This is a genomic window from Streptomyces sp. DSM 116793, assembly GCF_057320905.1.
The window spans coordinates 4,213,230-4,229,878 of sequence record NZ_CM170494.1; the positions used below are offsets into that span (position 1 = coordinate 4,213,230).

15 protein-coding genes are annotated in these 16,649 nt (G+C 74.9%); 3 read left to right on the forward strand and 12 right to left on the reverse strand.

All coding sequences use genetic code 11. The features are described from left to right. Positions 1–138 precede the first annotated feature (138 nt). From ACSMXW_RS16215 to ACSMXW_RS16230, 4 genes are all read right to left on the reverse strand, one after another. Complete coding sequence (locus tag ACSMXW_RS16215) at positions 139–705, reverse strand: DJ-1/PfpI family protein (RefSeq protein ID WP_485807206.1); 567 nt, start codon at positions 703–705, stop codon at positions 139–141. A gap of 255 nt (positions 706–960) precedes the next feature. Then, on the reverse strand, positions 961–1,872 hold the full coding sequence (locus ACSMXW_RS16220) for an alpha/beta hydrolase family protein (protein ID WP_485807208.1): 912 nt from the start codon (positions 1,870–1,872) through the stop codon (positions 961–963). Positions 1,873–2,392: 520 nt separating this feature from the next. Next, positions 2,393–3,682, reverse strand: a complete 1,290-nt coding sequence (gene kynU, locus ACSMXW_RS16225) for a kynureninase (RefSeq protein ID WP_485808086.1) — start codon at positions 3,680–3,682, stop codon at positions 2,393–2,395. 270 nt (positions 3,683–3,952) lie between these two features. Further along, on the reverse strand, positions 3,953–4,816 hold the full coding sequence (locus ACSMXW_RS16230; RefSeq protein WP_485807209.1) for a tryptophan 2,3-dioxygenase family protein: 864 nt from the start codon (positions 4,814–4,816) through the stop codon (positions 3,953–3,955). A gap of 190 nt (positions 4,817–5,006) precedes the next feature. On the opposite strand from ACSMXW_RS16230, the gene ACSMXW_RS16235 reads away from it, so the two are divergent. Continuing rightward, positions 5,007–5,435 carry a DUF3151 domain-containing protein gene (locus ACSMXW_RS16235; protein WP_485807211.1) on the forward strand — a complete coding sequence of 143 codons (429 nt, stop codon included), beginning with the start codon at positions 5,007–5,009 and terminating at the stop codon, positions 5,433–5,435. Between the two features lie 513 nt (positions 5,436–5,948). Here the strand turns inward: ACSMXW_RS16235 and fbaA are convergent. After that, positions 5,949–6,971: a class II fructose-bisphosphate aldolase gene (fbaA, locus tag ACSMXW_RS16240; protein WP_485807213.1), complete on the reverse strand. Its 1,023-nt coding sequence runs from the start codon at positions 6,969–6,971 to the stop codon at positions 5,949–5,951. A gap of 316 nt (positions 6,972–7,287) precedes the next feature. Beyond that, a complete protein-coding gene (gene pyrE, locus ACSMXW_RS16245) occupies positions 7,288–7,836 on the reverse strand; it encodes an orotate phosphoribosyltransferase (protein WP_485807215.1) in 549 nt (182 codons plus the stop codon). Positions 7,837–7,986: 150 nt separating this feature from the next. Between pyrE and ACSMXW_RS16250 the strand changes: the two genes are divergently transcribed. Continuing rightward, entirely contained in the window at positions 7,987–9,015 is a 1,029-nt protein-coding gene (locus tag ACSMXW_RS16250) for a hypothetical protein (protein WP_485807216.1), read from the forward strand. 121 nt (positions 9,016–9,136) lie between these two features. Here ACSMXW_RS16250 and ACSMXW_RS16255 read toward each other — a convergent pair whose 3' ends face one another. From ACSMXW_RS16255 to ACSMXW_RS16275, 5 genes are all read right to left on the reverse strand, one after another. Then, positions 9,137–9,973, reverse strand: coding sequence for an aldose epimerase family protein (locus ACSMXW_RS16255; protein WP_485807218.1), 837 nt, complete (start codon positions 9,971–9,973; stop codon positions 9,137–9,139). A 371-nt stretch (positions 9,974–10,344) separates the two neighbouring features. Then, on the reverse strand, positions 10,345–11,232 hold the full coding sequence (locus tag ACSMXW_RS16260) for an SRPBCC family protein (RefSeq protein WP_485807220.1): 888 nt from the start codon (positions 11,230–11,232) through the stop codon (positions 10,345–10,347). A 34-nt stretch (positions 11,233–11,266) separates the two neighbouring features. Next, positions 11,267–12,832 carry a polyamine aminopropyltransferase gene (locus tag ACSMXW_RS16265; protein WP_485808088.1) on the reverse strand — a complete coding sequence of 522 codons (1,566 nt, stop codon included), beginning with the start codon at positions 12,830–12,832 and terminating at the stop codon, positions 11,267–11,269. A 72-nt stretch (positions 12,833–12,904) separates the two neighbouring features. Further along, complete coding sequence (locus ACSMXW_RS16270) at positions 12,905–13,435, reverse strand: DUF2617 family protein (RefSeq protein WP_485807222.1); 531 nt, start codon at positions 13,433–13,435, stop codon at positions 12,905–12,907. Positions 13,436–13,934: 499 nt separating this feature from the next. After that, positions 13,935–14,270 (reverse strand): hypothetical protein, encoded by a 336-nt coding sequence (locus ACSMXW_RS16275; RefSeq protein ID WP_485807224.1) that lies wholly within the window; start codon positions 14,268–14,270, stop codon positions 13,935–13,937. Positions 14,271–14,559: 289 nt separating this feature from the next. Here ACSMXW_RS16275 and ACSMXW_RS16280 point away from each other — a divergent pair, with 289 nt between their 5' ends. Continuing rightward, positions 14,560–15,873 carry a pyridoxal phosphate-dependent aminotransferase gene (locus ACSMXW_RS16280; protein WP_485807226.1) on the forward strand — a complete coding sequence of 438 codons (1,314 nt, stop codon included), beginning with the start codon at positions 14,560–14,562 and terminating at the stop codon, positions 15,871–15,873. A gap of 67 nt (positions 15,874–15,940) precedes the next feature. Here the strand turns inward: ACSMXW_RS16280 and ACSMXW_RS16285 are convergent, their stop codons facing one another. Then, the gene (locus ACSMXW_RS16285; RefSeq protein ID WP_485807228.1) at positions 15,941–16,582 is read right to left on the reverse strand and encodes an RICIN domain-containing protein; all 642 of its coding nucleotides are present in this window, start codon (positions 16,580–16,582) and stop codon (positions 15,941–15,943) included. Positions 16,583–16,649: the final 67 nt, after the last annotated feature.

Sequence of the window (16,649 nt, forward strand, 5' to 3'; positions counted from 1 at the left end):
CCCGCGGGTCGCGGGTGGGGTGCCCGCTCGTCGCGGGTGGGGTGCGGGGTGGTCGGGCCCGGCGGCGAGCCGGACGTGCCCGGCGCGGCGGGCGGCCGAGGCCGGCGGCACGCGGCGGGCACGACTCGGCGGTGCGGCTCAGGAAACCGGCGCCTCCTTGCGCAGCACCTCGATGAAGGCCCGCATCCAGCCCGGGTGGTCGGGCCAGGCGCGGGCGGAGACCAGGGTGCCGTCCACGACGGCGTCACCGTCCTGGAACTGCGCGCCCGCGGTCAGCACGTCCGGTTCGAGCGCCGGGTAGGCGGAGGTCCGCCGGCCGGCGAGCACCCCGGCCGCCGCGGTGATCTGCGGGCCGTGGCAGATCTGGGCGACGGGCTTGCCCGCGGTGAAGAAGTGCTCGACGATCCGCTTCAGGTGGGCGTTGTTGCGCAGGTACTCGGGCGCCCGGCCGCCCGGGATGACCAGCGCGGCGTACTGCTCCGGGTCGACCTCCTCGAAGGCCGCGTCCGCGGGCCAGGTGTAGCCCGGCTTCTCCGTGTAGGTGTCGAAGCCGTCCTCGAAGTCGTGCACCACGAACCGCAGTTTCTTGCGGGCCGGGGCGGCGATCACCACCTCGTAGCCCTCCTCGGAGAGCCGCTGGTACGGGTACATCACCTCCAGGGACTCGGCCGCGTCCCCGGTCACCAGCAGGATCTTCACCGTCATCGCTGAACTCCCGTCGTCTCCGGCACCGTTCCCGGCGCCCGGCCGGCCGCGCTGAGCGGGCCGTGCGGCCCGCGACCGGCCCCTGTCGTGCACGATGCCCCGAGAGGGACCCGCTGACGCAGGGGGGTGCGATCGGCAGCGCGCGCCGTGTCCGTACGCCCCGTCCGGGCGGCCGCCTCCCCGGGCCGCTCCGGGCGCGGGCAAGCGGGCCCGCCGGCCCGGGGGCCCGGTCCGTTCAGTGCGCGAGCGGCCCGCTCACCACGCGAGCTGTGCGATCTCCTCCGCCACCACCGCGCACGCGTCCGCCGCCGGGTCGATCAGCGGGTAGTGGCCCACGTCCTCCAGGAGCGTCACCCCCACCAGTTCGCCGGCCTGGGCGGCGGCAGCGGCGTACGACTCGGCGACCGCCGGCGGCACCACCTCGTCGGCGCGGCCCTGCACCAGGGTGGTGGCGATCCCGGTGGGCAGCAGCGTGACGGGGTCGGCGTACGCCCGCCGTTCCTCCGCGTGCTCCGGGCCGCCGAGGAGCTGCTCCGCTGCCCCCGAGCAGACGCCCAGGTCGCGCGCCAGCGTGAAGTCGGCGATCGGCGCGAGCGCCACCACGCCGCGCAGCGCGGCCGGCTCGTCGGTGCGCCACGGAGCGTCCTTGGGCAGCACGTGCCGGGCCGCCGCCCACAGCGCGAGCTGACCGCCCGCGGAGTGCCCGGTGACGACGGTGCGCCGCGGGTCGGCGGCCGGCAGGGCCTCCGCGACCAGCGCGGGCAGCGCGTCGAGGGCCGCCGCGACGTCGTCGAACGTCTCCGGCCAGCGGCCCGCCGGGGGCAGTCCGTCCCGGTCGGGGCCGTCCTGGCCACGCCGGTACTCGACGCTGGCCACGGCGAAGCCGCGGTGGGTGAGGAAGGCGGCGAACGGTGAGACGTGCGCGCGGTCGTACGGACCCCGCCAGGAACCGCCGTGCAGCACCACGACGAGCGGCGCGGGGGCGCCGTCGCTGCGGGCGCCCTCGCGGGGCGCGTAGAAGTCGATGAGCTGATCGGGATGGTCGCCGTACGCGGCGGTGGTGTCCGGGGGCACGGGGGCGTGCGAGAAGGCCGACTCTTCCTCGGCCGCGCGGCGGGACGTGCCCTCGGGGGCACCGGTGTCGGGAGCGACGGCGTCGTCCGGCATGCCTCAGACCTCTCAGCGATGGGGGCTCCTCCCGCCGGGAGCGGCTCGGCTCTTCCGCGGGGAGTGCGGGGCGAACCACGGTGTGTGCACGGGTGGTTCGCGGTTCTGCGTCAGCGGGACGGTACCAGGGGGTCACCCCGGAGGCCGCGCCCCGGGGACTCCCCCCGGCCCAGCCCCTCGGGGCCGCACGACGACCCAGCCGCCGGCGGGCCCGGTTCGCGCAGGCCCCCGCGCCCCTGAACCCCCCACGCGCCCAGCCCCTCACGGTCTCACGAGGACCACCGGCCGGCGGGGGGCCGTTCGCGCAGGTCCCCGCGCCTCCGGGTAGGCCGGTCCGCACCCGGCCAACAAACCCACACCCACACCAAAAGGGGCGCGGGCAACCGCGCGAACAACCACGACGCCGCCGCACCGGACCGACCCGCCCAACCCCCACCGGCCTCGCCCCCGGCACCCGGCACGGGCAGCGGCACCGGCCCCCGGCACCGGCACCGGCCCCGGTCGAACCGGACAGGGACCCCTAACGCGCGAGTTCCTCCGCGAGCGCCGCCGCCGCGGCCTCCGTCTCCGCGAAGCTCAGGTACAGCGGCGTGAACCCGAAGCGCAGCACGTCCGGCGCGCGGAAGTCACCGACGACACCCCGGGCGATCAGACGCTCCATGACCGCCCCCGCATCCGCGCACCGCAGCGCGACCTGGCTCCCCCGCTCGGCGTGCGGCAGCGGCGTCACCACCTCCGCCCGCCCCGCCGGCACATACGCCGCCACGCACTCCAGGAAGAAGTCCGTCAACGCCAGCGACTTGGCCCGCACCGCCGCGACCCGCACCCCGTCCCAGACGTCGAGCGCCGCCTCCAGCGCCAGCAGGGAGAGGATGTCGGGCGTCCCCACCCGCGCCCGCACCGGCCCCTCCCCCGGCACGTACTCGGCGCGCATCCCGAACGGCGCCTCGTGCGAGTTCCAGCCGGGCAGCGGCGAGTCGAACCGCTCCTGGAGGTCCCTGCGCACGTACAGGAACGCGGGCGAGCCGGGACCGCCGTTGAGGAACTTGTACGTGCACCCGACCGCCAGGTCCACACCGTGCGCGTCGAGCCCCACCGGCAGCGCGCCCGCACTGTGGCACAGGTCCCACACCGCGTACCCGCCCGCCCGGTGCACGGCCGCGGTCAGCCCCGGCAGGTCGTGCAGCCGGCCCGAGCGGTAGTCGACATGGTTGAGGAGGACCGCGGCGGTGCGCGGCCCGACCGCGTCCGGCACCTCCGCGGGCGCCACCGGACGCAGAACCCGCCCGGTCATCCGGGCCGCGGAGCGTGCGATGTAGCCGTCGGTGGGGAAGGTGGTGGCGTCGACGAGGAGTTCGTCACGCCCGTCGCCCGCCATCCGGACCGCCGCGACCAGTGCCTTGAAGACGTTGACGCTGGTCGAGTCGCCCACCACGACCTGCCCGGGGCCCGCCCCGATCAGCGGTGCCAGCCGGTCCCCCACCCGCTCCGGCGCCGTCCACCAGCCGCTCTCCCGCCAGGACCGGATCCGCAGCTCACCCCACTCGCGCCGCACGACGTCCGCCAGCCGGTCCGGCACGGCCCGCGGCAGGACGCCGAGGGAGTTGCCGTCCAGATACGCGACGGTGGGCGTGGCCGCCGTGTCCCCGAGGCCGGCCGCCGTGTCCGCGGGCACCGCCGTGTCCCCGGGGCCGGCCCCCTCTTCCGCGGACTCGCCCCCCGCGTCCAGAACGAAACGCTCCCGCACGTGGGCCAGCGGATCCGCGGCGTCCAGCCCGGCGGCCCTCGCCCGGAGCCCGGCCCGGCCCACCCGGCTCCCGGGGGCCGGGGAAGCCCCGGGCACGCCCTGGCCGCCGCCCGGCCGTGTGCTCTCCCCGGTCACCCCGTCCTCCGCACCGACACCCACGCGCTCGCCCTCCCGCATACGGACCGACCCACACCGACCCACTCACACCAACCCACCCGTACCCGCCCACCGCTCACAGCGCACACCGCACACCGCACACCGCACACCGCACACCGCACACCGCACACCGCACACCGCACACCGCACAGCGCACCGCCCCGCGAGGGCCGCACCTCACACATGACTGCGCGCCGTCCACAACTCGGGAAAGACGCTCTTCGCGGCCCGCTTCTCCAGCCACGCCACGCCCGCGGACCCGCCGGTGCCCTGCTTGGCGCCCATGGCCCTGCGGGTGGCCGCCAGATGGTCGTTGCGCCAGCGCCAGACCAGCTCGGCGACATCGGTCAGCAGCTCGCCGAGGCGGACGAGGTCGGCGTCCTGGTCGCCCGCGTAGAGCGCCGCCCACACGGCCTCCACCTCCGGCGACGGCTCGTAGCGCTCGGTCAGGTCCCGCCTGAGGACGGCCGCGGGCACCGGGTGGCCGCGGCGCGCCAGCAGCCGCAGCACCTCGTCGTAGAGGCTCGGCTCGTGCAGCGCCCCGGCCAGCTCGGCGTGGACGCGCGGGGCGCCGCGGTGCGGCACCAGCATCGACTCGGACTTCTCCCCGAGCAGGAACTCCAGCCGCCGGTACATCGCCGACTGGAAGCCCGAGCCCTCCCCGAGGGCCGCCCGGTAGGAGTTGAACTGCGCGGGCGTCAGGCCGGCCAGCGGTGTCCAGGAGGCGTTCAGCGCGGTGAGCTCGCGCACGCTCCGCTTCAGCGCCGCCATCGCGGTCGGCAGGTCGTCGTCGCGCAGCGCCCGGGCCGCCGTCTCCCACTCGTGGACGAGCACGGTGAACCACAGCTCCATCACCTGGGTGGTGACCAGGAAGACGAGCTCGCCGGGATCGTCGGAGAGCGGCTGCTGGAGGTGGGTGAGGACGTCCGCCCTGACGTAGTCCTCGTACGGGGTCGTACCCGCGAAGTCGAGATGCGGACCGGCGTCCTCCGTCCGCGCCCCCGCCCGTTCCTGCCCGCCCTGCGACACCTCGTGGGACATCGCTGTCTCCTCGGTACTACTCCGGGTAGCGGTCCGCCCCTGCCGTGCCGGCACGGGGGCCCCGGTCCCCACCCGCATCTTGCGCACCAGCACCGGCGCAGGCAAGAAGGAACAAGAGGCGGACGGCGCACGTCACCGGTCAGCGGGCACCCGCACCGGAGCGTGCGCGGTGCGGTGACAGACTTCGGTCATGGACATCCACAAGAACCTGCTGGACGGACCCGAGCCGACGCGGCTGCCCGAGACCCCGGAGACGGGCACCGCCACCCGCCTGCTCGACGAGGGGACGCCCGCCGTCGAGGTCGCCGCACGGTACCCGGCCTTCTCGCTGGCGTGGGCGGTGCTCGCGGAGGAGGCGTTCGCCGGGGGCCGCACGGTCGAGTCGTACGCGTACGCCCGTACCGGCTACCACCGGGGCCTGGACGCACTGCGCCGCGCGGGCTGGCGGGGCCACGGCCCGGTTCCCTACGACCACCGCCCGAACCACGGCTTCCTCCGCTGCCTCGCCGCCCTCGCCCGTGCGGCCTCGGCGATCGAGGAGACGGAAGAGGCGAAGCGGTGCGGGGACTTCCTCAAGGACAGCAGCGCGGAGGCTTACGACGCCCTGTTCAAGGAGTAGCCCGGGGGCTTCCGCCCCCCGGCCCCGGATGCCGTGCCCCTTGTGGGCGGCGACATCCTGCGGGTCTCGTCATGGCCGGGCGCGCAGTTCCCCGCGCCCCTTTGGGGTGCACCACCCGTACCGGCACCCCATCAGGGGCGCGGGGAACTGCGCCCCCGGCAAGAACGAACTCAGAAGACCGCCACCGCCCCGCAGGGGCAGCCTCCACCGCCCCGGCCGAGCAGCCGCCGCCGAAAGTCGCAGCCGAAAGTCGCAGCCGAAAGTCGCAGCCGAAGGAAGAGCAGGCGAACGAAGAACAGGCGAAAGAAGGACGGAAGGCCCGGGCACCGGCAAAGGGGGAGAAACGGACCGCCCGGCCCGGCCCCGGCCGGAAGGCCGGCGGAAGCGGCGGCAGCCGCACGCCCCGCCGACCGTGAACACGGGCACACCGGGACACCGGCGCCCCGGGACACCCCGGACCGCCGGACCACCGGACCGGCGCACCGGAACCCGGCGCACCGGCACCGGTGCGGATCACTTGATACGGGTCCCCGCGGACCGCAGGTGCGCACACGCCTCGCCCACCCGGGCGGCCATGCTCGCCTCCGCGGCCTTGCCCCAGCTCCGCGGGTCGTACACCTTCTTGTTGCCGACCTCGCCGTCGACCTTGAGCACACCGTCGTAGTTCTTGAGCATGTGGTCCGCGACGGGCCGCGTGAAGGCGTACTGCGTGTCGGTGTCCAGGTTCATCTTCACGACACCGTTCTCCAGCGCCGTGAGGATCTCCTCCCGCGTGGAGCCGGAGCCGCCGTGGAAGACGAAGTCGAACGGCGCCTGCTTGCCGAACTTGGCGCCCACGCCCTCCTGGAGGTCCTTCAGCAGCTCGGGCCTGAGCACCACGTTGCCCGGCTTGTACACGCCGTGCACGTTCCCGAACGACGCGGCCAGCAGGTAGCGGCCCTTCTCGCCGAGGCCGAGCGCCTCCGCCGTGCGGATCGCGTCGTCGACGGTCGTGTACAGCTTGTCGTTGATCTCGTGCGAGACGCCGTCCTCCTCACCGCCGGTCGGGGTGATCTCCACCTCCAGGATGATCTTGGCGGCGGCGGCCTTGGCCAGCAGCTCCTGCCCGATCTCCAGGTTGTGGGCGAGCGTCTCGGCGGAGCCGTCCCACATGTGGGACTGGAACAGCGGGTTCCCGCCGCCGCGGACCCGCTCGGCGGAGATCTCCAGCAGCGGGCGGACATAGCCGTCCAGCTTGTCCTTCGGGCAGTGGTCGGTGTGCAGGGCCACCGTCACGGGGTACTTCTCGGCGACGACGTGGGCGAACTCGGCGAGCGCGACCGCGCCGGTGACCATGTCCTTCTTGTACTGCCCGCCCAGGAACTCCGCCCCGCCGGTGGAGATCTGAATGATGCCGTCGCTCTCCGCCTCGGCGAAGCCGCGCAGGGCGGCGTGCAGCGTCTGGGATGAGGTGACGTTGATGGCCGGGTAGGCGAACTTGCCTGCCTTCGCCCGGTCGAGCATCTCGTTGTAGACCTCGGGGGTCGCGATGGGCATCTGTCCGCTCCTCGTCGATGTGCGGGTGAGTGCTGTGCACGGGGTCGACCTCGTCGTCGGCGCCCCATCTTTCCAGACTCCGCCTACGGCGTCCGCGATGCCGGACTCCGCGCCGCCGGGCGCCCGGCGGCACCCCGTCGCACCCGGCCGGGCGCCTCCCGGCCGGGTGCGACGCGGCCGGCCGCGGCCGTCGTCCGGGTGCGGCGACCCGGGCGCGGCGCCCCGGACGCCTCGGTCCGGGTGCCCCGATCCGGCTGCCTCTGGTCCGGGTGCCCGATCCAGGTGCCTCTGGTCCGGGTGCCTCGGTCCGGGTGCGTCAGTCCAGGCCGAGGTCGTCCTTCGAATAGGCGAACCGGTACGGCACCCCGGCCGCCTCGATCTTCTCCGCCGCGCCCGTGGCCCGGTCCACGATGGTGGCCACCGCCACCACCTCGGCACCGGCCTCACGGACGGCCTCGACCGCGGTCAGCGGCGAGCCGCCCGTCGTCGAGGTGTCCTCCACGACGAGCACCCTGCGGCCGGCGATGTCCGGACCCTCCACCCGGCGCTGCAACCCGTGCGCCTTGGCCGCCTTGCGCACCACGAACGCGTCCAGGGTCCGGCCCCGCTCCGCCGCCGCGTGCAGCATCGCCGCCGCCACCGGGTCGGCCCCCATGGTCAGCCCGCCGACGGCGTCGAACTCCAGGTCCGCGGTCAGGTCGAGCAGCACCCGGCCGACCAGCGGTGCCGCGGTGCCGTCCAGGGTGATCCGGCGCAGGTCGACGTAGTAGTCGGCCTCCAGACCCGAGGAGAGCGTCACCCTGCCGTGCACCACGGCCTTGTCCCTGATCTGCCGCAGCAGCGCGCCGCGTACGTCGTCCGTCATGTCTGCCAGCATATGAGCCGCACGCCCGCGACCGGGCGACGGTAGGTTCCCTCCCGCACATCCGTGCGCGGGCGGGCGTCCCACCGGGGGCGCGCCGGACACCGCGGGTGCGTCGGACACCGCGCGGGTGCGCCAAGGAGGGGGACGATCATGGAGGACGACCACATGCCCGGCCGGAACCGCCCGGGGAGCCGGCCGTCGCCGCTGCTGACCCCGCTGCTCAGGACCGTTCTCGGGGTGCTCGGCGGCGGCTCGTTCGGCACCGGCATCTACGCGGTCTTCGTCACGCAGAACGGCACCGGCACCGGCGTGCTGCTCGCCATCGGCGCCGTCCTGCTGGTCTTCGCACTGCTCGGCAACCGGATAGAGAGCTTCGAGGTGGGCGGCGCCAGCCTCCGGCTGCGTGCCGCCGCCGCCGACCGGTACCAGCTGGCGGACGCCTCCGAGCTGGCCGGCGACCAGGACACCGCCGACGCGCTGCGCGCCGAGGCACGCTCGCTGCTGGAGGTGGCGGGGCCGATCGCGGCGGAGTACGGCGCGATCCGCCGCTCGATGCGGGGCGGCACGAACCGCACCGCCGCCATGTCCGACCTGGTCGACGGGGTACGGCGGCTCGCCGCCGAGCGGTCCTTCGAGCCGGAAGCGGTACGCGACTGGCTGCGCGGCGGCACCGACGGCGAGCGGGTGGTCGCGCTGGCGATGATGCACACCCGGCCCGAGCTGCGGGACCTGGGCGGGGCGCTGGACGCGGTGGACCGGCCGCGCAGCCCGTTCGAGCAGTACCTCGCGCTGGTCCTCCTCTCGAAGATGGTCGAGGACCTCGACGCGGCGGCGCTGCGGCGGCTCGCTGGGGCGGTCGACGCGCAGCGGAACGGCGGCCTGCGGCGCGGCACCGACCGGCGGGTGCTGGCCGACGAGATCCTCCGCCGGGCGTCCCGGCGGCCGGCGTCACCGGGCGACGGGCGCGGGGATCCGGGCGGCTTCGGTGGGGCGGACGGGCCGGACGGGCCCGGCGAGGCCGGTCGTCCCGGCGGTTCCGGGGGTTCCGGGGGTTCCGGGGGCCCGGGCGAGGGCGCCCATGCCGGGGGCGGTGCCCGTGCCGGGCGCGGTGAGAGGGACGACTCCGTGGCGGGCGACGCCGCGACGGACGGCGGACCGGCCGGCAGCGGCGTCCGGTGAGGCGGGCGCCCGGGGAGGTCGGCGTCAGGTCAGGCGGGCGTCCGAGGAGGTCGGCGTCAGGTCAGGCGGGCGCCCGGGGAGGTCGGCTTCCGGTGAAGGGCCGGTATCCGGTGCGCCGTCCTCAGAGCCGCTGCCAGGTGAACGTGGCCGTGGTCTCCAGCGGCTCGATGGGGGTGACCAGCCGCGGGTGGGTGTTCAGGCCGTTGGGCGGGCCGGTCTGGGGCTCCACGCAGACCGCGGCCTCCTGCTCGTCGTAGACGACGACCCACTCCTCGCGTGAGGCGACGTTCATCCGGAGCCGCCCGGGCCAGGTCAGCGTGACGTCGACGCCGCCGGGCATGCCGAAGCAGTCGTCCCAGGGGCCCGGCACCGGCTCGATGCGCTCGCCGGCCGGCAGCAGGTCGTCGCCCTTGCGCTCCTGCCAGGCGGGCGCGAAGTCGATCCGCACCTCCTCGGCACCGTCGCGGGCCTCGGCGCCCGCGCCGTCCGGGGCGGGCGCGCCGTCGCCGAGCCGCCGCAGGAACCACGGGTGCCAGCCCGCCTGCGCCGGGAACGACGACTCGTACGTCTCGACGGACATCGTCAGCGTCAGGCTGTCCCCGGTCAGCCGCACCAGCTGGGTGACGCGGCCGGTGTACGGCCAGGGGGCAGTGAGGTCGTAGGTGAAGACCGCCTCGTCCGCGGCGGCGCGGGCGGTGCGCCAGGCGGTGTCGCGGCCGGTGCCGTGGATGGCGTGCGGGGGAGAGTTGAGCGGCATCTGGTGGACGGCGGCGCCATCCCGGAACTGGCCGTTCCTGATCCGGCCGCACCACGGCACCATCGGGAAGCAGCCGTACCGGTCGCCCTGCCGCAGCAGCTCGGTGCCGCCGATCTTGAGACTGGCGATCCGGCAGCCGTTGGCCGGCCGCACGGTCGCCTCCGCGTCGCCCGCGGTCAGCGTGATGTCGTCACTACCCACGGGGCGACCCTACCGGCCCCCCGAGACCCCCGCGCCCCACCAGGCGCCCCACCGACGGGGCCCCACCCCGGCCCACCTCAGGGGCGCGAGGAACTGCGCCCGCAACCACCCACCGGCCGCAGGCCCGAGACGACAGAAACACCCCCCGCAGGACGGCGACGAACCAACCGTCCCGCGCTGGCTGATCGCCCAGTTCCCCACGCCCCACAAGACGGGGCCACGCCCCGGCCCACCTCAGGGGCGCGGGGAACTGCGCCCGCAACCACCCACCGGCCGCAGGCCCGAGACGACAGAAACACCCCCCGCGGGACGGTGGCGACCCAACCGCCGTCGGGACCGATCACACGGTTCCCCGCGCCCCTTCGGGGCGCTCAGCGTCGCCGACGCAACGCGCGGCCGATGACGATGGCCGAGGCCAGTACCACCGCGGCGGCGGGGGCGGCCCAGCGCAGAGCGACGGAGGCCGTCGTGCTCTCGGGCGCCGGAACGGGGGCGTACCGGCCACGTGGGGGCGCGTGGTCGACCTCCTCCGCGCTCCGCCCGATCATCGTCCGCCGAGCGTGCGCAGCCTCCGCCGGAGGCTCGTTGTCCACCTCGAAGACGGCCCCGCCCTCGCTCACGACGGCGGCGTCGACGGCGTCCGCGAGCGGCACCTCGTCCTCGTCCCCGCCCTTCTGCGCGGGCTCCAAGGACTCCGGAGGCTCCGGGGACGGAGGGGAGTCCGGGGAGTCCGGGGATTCCGGGGAGTCCGGGGACTCACCCGCCCCCACCTGCGCCCCGGCCGGCGCACCGGCACCCGCACCCGCACCGGCCGCACCCGCGTCGCCGGCCGTACCCGACGCCCCCGCTTCCAGGAGCGCCGCCGTCTTGTTGAGCATGCGCCGGCCGGCCGTCCGCGCGACCCCGGCGTCCAGTTCGGCGAAGCGGCCGTCCCCGGTGGCGCCGCCGGAGAACGCGAGGGTCGTCCCGCCGTCGCCGGGCACCAGCCGGAGCGTCAGCGCCACCGAGACCGTGCCGCTGCCGCGCGCCTCCGCGGCCTCGCCCTCCAGGAGGTAGACACCGTCGTCGCGCTCGGTGACCCGCAGCGCCCCGCGGTAGGTGATGGAGGTGCCGCCGACCCGCACCTTGAGCCGCCCGGACACGGGCGGCTCCCCGGCGTCCTGCTGGAGCCCCGGCACCGCGCCGGCGACCCGTCCGGGGTCGGCCAGCAGACGCCGCAGAGGCTCTACCGCAACGGGAACGAACACCTCATGCTCCATGAGTACCGAGCCTACCCACGCACGGCCCGGGAACTCAGCCTCCGTACCGCGGATGCACCAGTGTCGAGGGGGCCACCCCCGCGGGCCGGGACCCGGCCAGGACCCGCACCCCGGGGACCGCACCCGGGAGCCCGTCCCCCCGCGCCGCCGGGGCCGCACCGGGCCCGCGCGGGCCACCCGCGGCGAGCACGAAGTCCCACCGGCCCACCCGGTACGGCAGCGTCCGGAGGCCGGCCGCGCGCAGGGTGGCGTCCACCGTCCAGAACTCCCCGTCCGGCGCGCCCGAGCCCCCCGCGTGCACCGCGAAGCGCCCGCCGGGGGCCAGCGCCCGGCGCACGAGGCCGTAGAACTCCTGCGAGTAGTACTTCGTGCTGGAGGTCCTGCTGGGGGCCGGGAGGTCGGAGACGACGAGGTCGTAGCGGCGGTGCAGGCCGCGCAGGCGGCTGAAGGGGTCCGCGGTGACGACGTGCGCCCGCGGGTCGTGGAACGCCCGGCCGCTCAGCGCGCTGAGCGCGGGGTCGCCGCGCGCCAGCCGCACCACGCCCGCGTCGAGCGCGACGACGTCCACCCTGTGCACCCCGGGCAGCCGCAGCGCGGCGCCGGCCGCGAGCCCGTCCTCGCCGCCGAGGATCAGCACCCTGGCCCGGGGGCCGCGCGCCGCGGGCACCACCAGCGCGCGGTGGTACGCGGGCTCGTCACGGCTGCGGACGTGCAACCGGCCGTCGAGAAACAGCTTGAACGGCCCATGCCGTCCGCCGGTGAGCACTACTTCGCCTACGTCCGTGTGCAGGGTGACGCGTATGTCGTCGCCGTAGACGGCGCGGTGCGCGGCGCGCTCGAAGTCGTCGGCGAGAGCGGCGGCGGTGGCGAGCAGCACCAGCACGAGCACGGTCACCACCAGCAGCAGCCGGCGGCCGCGGCGGCCCAGGTCCTGGCGGAACAGGCCGAGCGCGAGCGCGCCGCCCGCCAGGGCGTTCACCGCGCCGGTGAGCAGCGCGCCGGTGAGCTGGCCGAGCAGCGGCAGCAGCAGGAAGGGGAAGGCGAGGCCGCCGACCAGCGCGCCCACATAGTCCGCGGCGAACAGGTCCGCGACCGCTATCCCCGCATCCTGGCGGCGTACCCGCTGGATGAGCACCATCAGCAGCGGCACCTCGGCGCCTATGAGCAGGCCGATGGCGAGCGTGCAGAGCAGCAGCAGCCAGCGCGGGCCGCCCGCCCAGCCGCAGTCGCCGCCCCAGGCGAAGGCCGCGTACAGGCCCATGCCGCTGCACCCGCCGATCAGCGCGAGCGCCACCTCGACCGCGCCGAAGCCGGCCACCGCGTTCGTCCGCAGGCGCTTGGCGGCCAGCGATCCCGCGCCCATCGCGAAGACCATCAGGGAGAGCACCACGGAGGTCTGGGTGACCGAGTCGCCCAGCAAGTACGAGGCGAGCGCGACGAGTTCGAGCTCGTAGACGAGGCCGCAGGCGGCGCAGACGAACCCCCCGGCCAGTACCAGGACGCGGCCCGTCGTCTGCCTGACGGGCAGCCGCGGCACGCCCTGCTGCCCGGGCCCGGACACCGCGGGCGCGGGCGGCGAGACGGACGCAGGCTGCTCGATCACATTCCGAACGCTACGTCACCTGTTCACTTCGCTCCGTCACCCACACGTGTGGAACTGGGGTGACGCACGTCAACAGCCCGCCAGCAGCAGGCTGGGCACCCGCACCCCCACGCGGGTGCGGGTGGTCACCAGCTCGCCGTCCTGCGGGTAGGCGTGCCAGGTGCGCCAGTGCACATGCCCGTCGTGGCGCTGCGCGAGCATGGCGGTGAACGCGTAGGGGCTGCCGGGGAAGATGCCGACGAGGCCGTGCGGGTGGTCCGAGACCAGCGCGATGAGCTCCCGCGCTCGGCCGGCGAACTGTCCCGGAGCCAGGGTCTCCACGCACGCCGCGAACTCGTACTCCCACTCGCCGAGCCGCTTGGCGACGCCGAGCGGGAGCGAGGTGCTGGTGCCCGGCAGGCAGGCGACGGTCTCCGAGCAGGTGCCCCGCTCCTCCTGGAGGATCACCTGGTGGGACGCGCCGAGGAGGCGCAACTGGATGGTGGCGTCGGTGAGTTCGAGGTCGAGGGTGGCGAGGGCGGGCAACGGCTCGCGCCCGAGTGCCCAGGCGAGGTCAGCCGCGCGCGTGTCGGTATAGGAGGTGGTCAGGGTCCTGAGCATGGGTCCGCTCCGCTAGCACGCAAGGAAGTGAGGCCGACGCGCGTCCTCGGGACGCCGGGGAAGTGGCCGGCCGCACCGGTGATCGCAGAGAGATCCGTCCGGTCACGCACCGGGAACCCCCGAATGCCGACTCGTGCCCACGAGGATGTCCGAGGGCCGCATTAACGGATAAGAGGCAATCATGAACAGCGGTGCCACCACAGCGTTTTTACCCAACTTGGCCGGGTTTCCTTCGCTCGGGCGGCCCAGTGTTCAACTGTCCAATGCTGCAGCACCGCTTGGCGCCCCGCCCAGGGCCGCCGTCCCCGCACACCACCGTCGGACATCGCCCGGACATAGCGCTGACATCGCCAGACATCGCCAGACAGCGCCAAGACAGCGAAGTGCCCGCCGGGTCGGTCTCCCGGCGGGCACCTCTTTTCGGGACGGACGGTCCGGAGTCGTTCCCCCAGCGGCCCCGGTCCGTGCGGATCAGCTGCCCCGTGTCAGCCGTTCCGCCTCAGCCGCCCCCGCCCCCACAGCCGCCGCCTCCGCCGCCGCCGCCGCACGACGAGCCGCCGCCGCAGGAGTGACCGCCGCCGCAGGAGTGGCCGCCGTGGGATCCGCCGTGCGATCCCCCGTGCGACGAGCCCCCGTCGCCGCCCGTGCCGCCGGCCGCGCCCGCGCCGCCGGCCCACCAGCTCCCGGAGCCGCTGTCGTTCCTGCTGTGCCGGCGCTGGGGCCTGGGCCTCTTCACCGTCTTGACGTTCGGGGCCAGTGGGTTCCTTCCGCGGCCTGCCGCGATCAGGACCGCCGCGAGCACCACCAGCACCACCAGGATGACGATCTGCTTCATCGCCCTCCTCCTTCCGTTCTCCCCCGTAGCGGCTCCCCCGGCCGCTCTCGTACGCGCGTGCGCGCGCCTGTGCGTTGTTCCGTGTTCCCGTGTACGTCCTCGCGCTCGTGCGACGTCGTGCGTCCACCGCTCCCGACGGTGTCCGGGCGCGGCCTTCAGCCGCCTTGCGCAGGCCCCTCGGGGCCCGTACCGGGCGGTCCTTCCTCGCTCTCCATCAGCGTGACAGGGGGATGCCCGTAGGTCTCGGGGGGCAAAGCAGAGTTGAGGAAGTCCAGAGGTTCGGCCCAGGATGGCGGCCATGACATCCACTGCCTCCGCCGCCGGTCCCGGACCCCGTCCGCTGCTCAACCGCAGGCTGGCCGAGTTCGGTACCACGATCTTCGCCGAGATGTCCGCGCTGGCCCTGAGTACGGGCTCCATCAACCTCGGCCAGGGCTTCCCCGACACCGACGGCCCCGAAGAGGTGCGCGAGGCCGCGGTGCGCGCCCTGCGCGACGGCCGCGGCAACCAGTACCCGCCGGGCCCCGGCATCCCCGAGCTGCGCACGGCGGTCGCGGACCACCAGCGGCGCCGGTACGACCTGGAGTACGACCCCGACACGGAGGTGCTGGTCACCGCGGGCGCCACGGAGGCGATCGCGGCGGCCCTGCTGGCCCTCGTCGAGCCGGGCGACGAGGTGATCGCCCTGGAGCCGTACTACGACTCCTACGCGGCATGCATCGCCATGGCGGGCGGCACCCGCGTACCGGTCACCCTCCGTCCGGGACCTGCCCCGGCGACGTCACCGGGCGCGGACGGCGCGGGCACGGGCGCGGACGGCGCGGGCACGGGCGCGGGCAGCGCCGGGCCGGGCGCGGGCAGCGCCGTCGCGCCCCGCGGGTTCCGGCTCGACCTGGACGAGCTGCGGGACGCGGTCACCAGTCGCACCCGGCTGCTCCTGCTGAACACCCCGCACAACCCGACCGGCACCGTCCTCACCCGCGCGGAGCTGGCGGAGATCGCCCGCCTCGCCGTCGAGCGCGACCTGCTGGTGGTCACCGACGAGGTCTACGAGCATCTGGTCTACGACGACGTCGAGCACGTCCCGCTGGCCACGTTCCCCGGTATGCGCGAGCGAACGGTCACCATCGGATCGGCGGGGAAGACGTTCTCCTTCACGGGTTGGAAGGTCGGCTGGGCAACCGCGACCGCGGAGCTGGTGACGGCGGTGCGATCGGCGAAGCAGTTCCTGACGTACGTGTCGGCCGGACCGTTCCAGTACGCGGCCGCCGAGGCGCTCGCCCTGCCGGACAGCTACTTCGCCGGCCTGCGCCGGGACCTCCAGGCCGGCCGCGACCTGCTGGCCGCGGGCCTCGCGGAGGCCGGCTTCGAGGTCTACCGGCCCTCGGGCACGTACTTCATCACCACCGACATCCGCCCCCTCGGCGAGCACGACGGCTTCGCCTTCTGCCGCGCCCTGCCGGAACGCATCGGTGTGGTCGCCATCCCGAACGCGGTCTTCTACGACCACCGCGAGGAGGGCGCCCCCTTTGTGCGGTTCGCATTCTGCAAACGGCAGGAAGTCCTCACGGAGGCGGTGACCCGCCTGAAGCGCCTCGCTTGAGCCCCGGCTCCGCCGAGCGCCCCGAAGGGGCGCGGGGAACCCCGGGACCGGCCGGGCGGGACCGCTCTCAGGCGGGATCGATGGTGAAGGCCTGGCCGGCCTCTCCGGAGCAGCTCTGGAGCGCTGCCTCGGCGCCCTCGGACGCCACGTCGTCGATGCCGAGGCACTGGCCGTCCTCGTCCGCGACGAAGCGGTAACGGGAGCCGTGGCCGGGCGACGCGACCCGGTCGACGGCGAACCGTACGGCGCTGTCGCAGTCGTCGACCGGTTGCAGGAGGCCGTCGGCCGCCTGTTCCCCCTGGATGACGTCGAGGCAGCCGGGCTGCCCTTCGGCGTTCCGCCACACGATGTGGTAGCTGTCGCCGCCTGCCGGCTCGATGCTGACGTGCGGCAGGGGCATCCGGTCACAGGGCACCTGTGCGGCGACCACGCTCTGGTACTTGTCGCTGTGGCCTTCCGTGAGGCACAGGTCGGCGGCCCCGGCCGGATGGATGCGCACCGGCTTGCCCAGCGGGACCCCCGGGTCGTCCTTGCCGCCGGTCGCGGGCAGCCCCGTCGCGACCGGCGAGGCCGAGGGCGACGAGGGCGACACGGAGGCGGAGGGAGCCGAGCCCACGGCGGTGGGACCCCGGGAGTTCCGGCCCCCGTCGATCGTGGCCGCCCAGAGCGAGAAGACCCCGGTCACCACGGCGGCGAGAACAGCGGCCACGGCTCCCCAGCGCGCGGCGCGGAGGACACCGTCGCGGCCTCCCGACGAGCTGGAGTCCGTCTCTGCC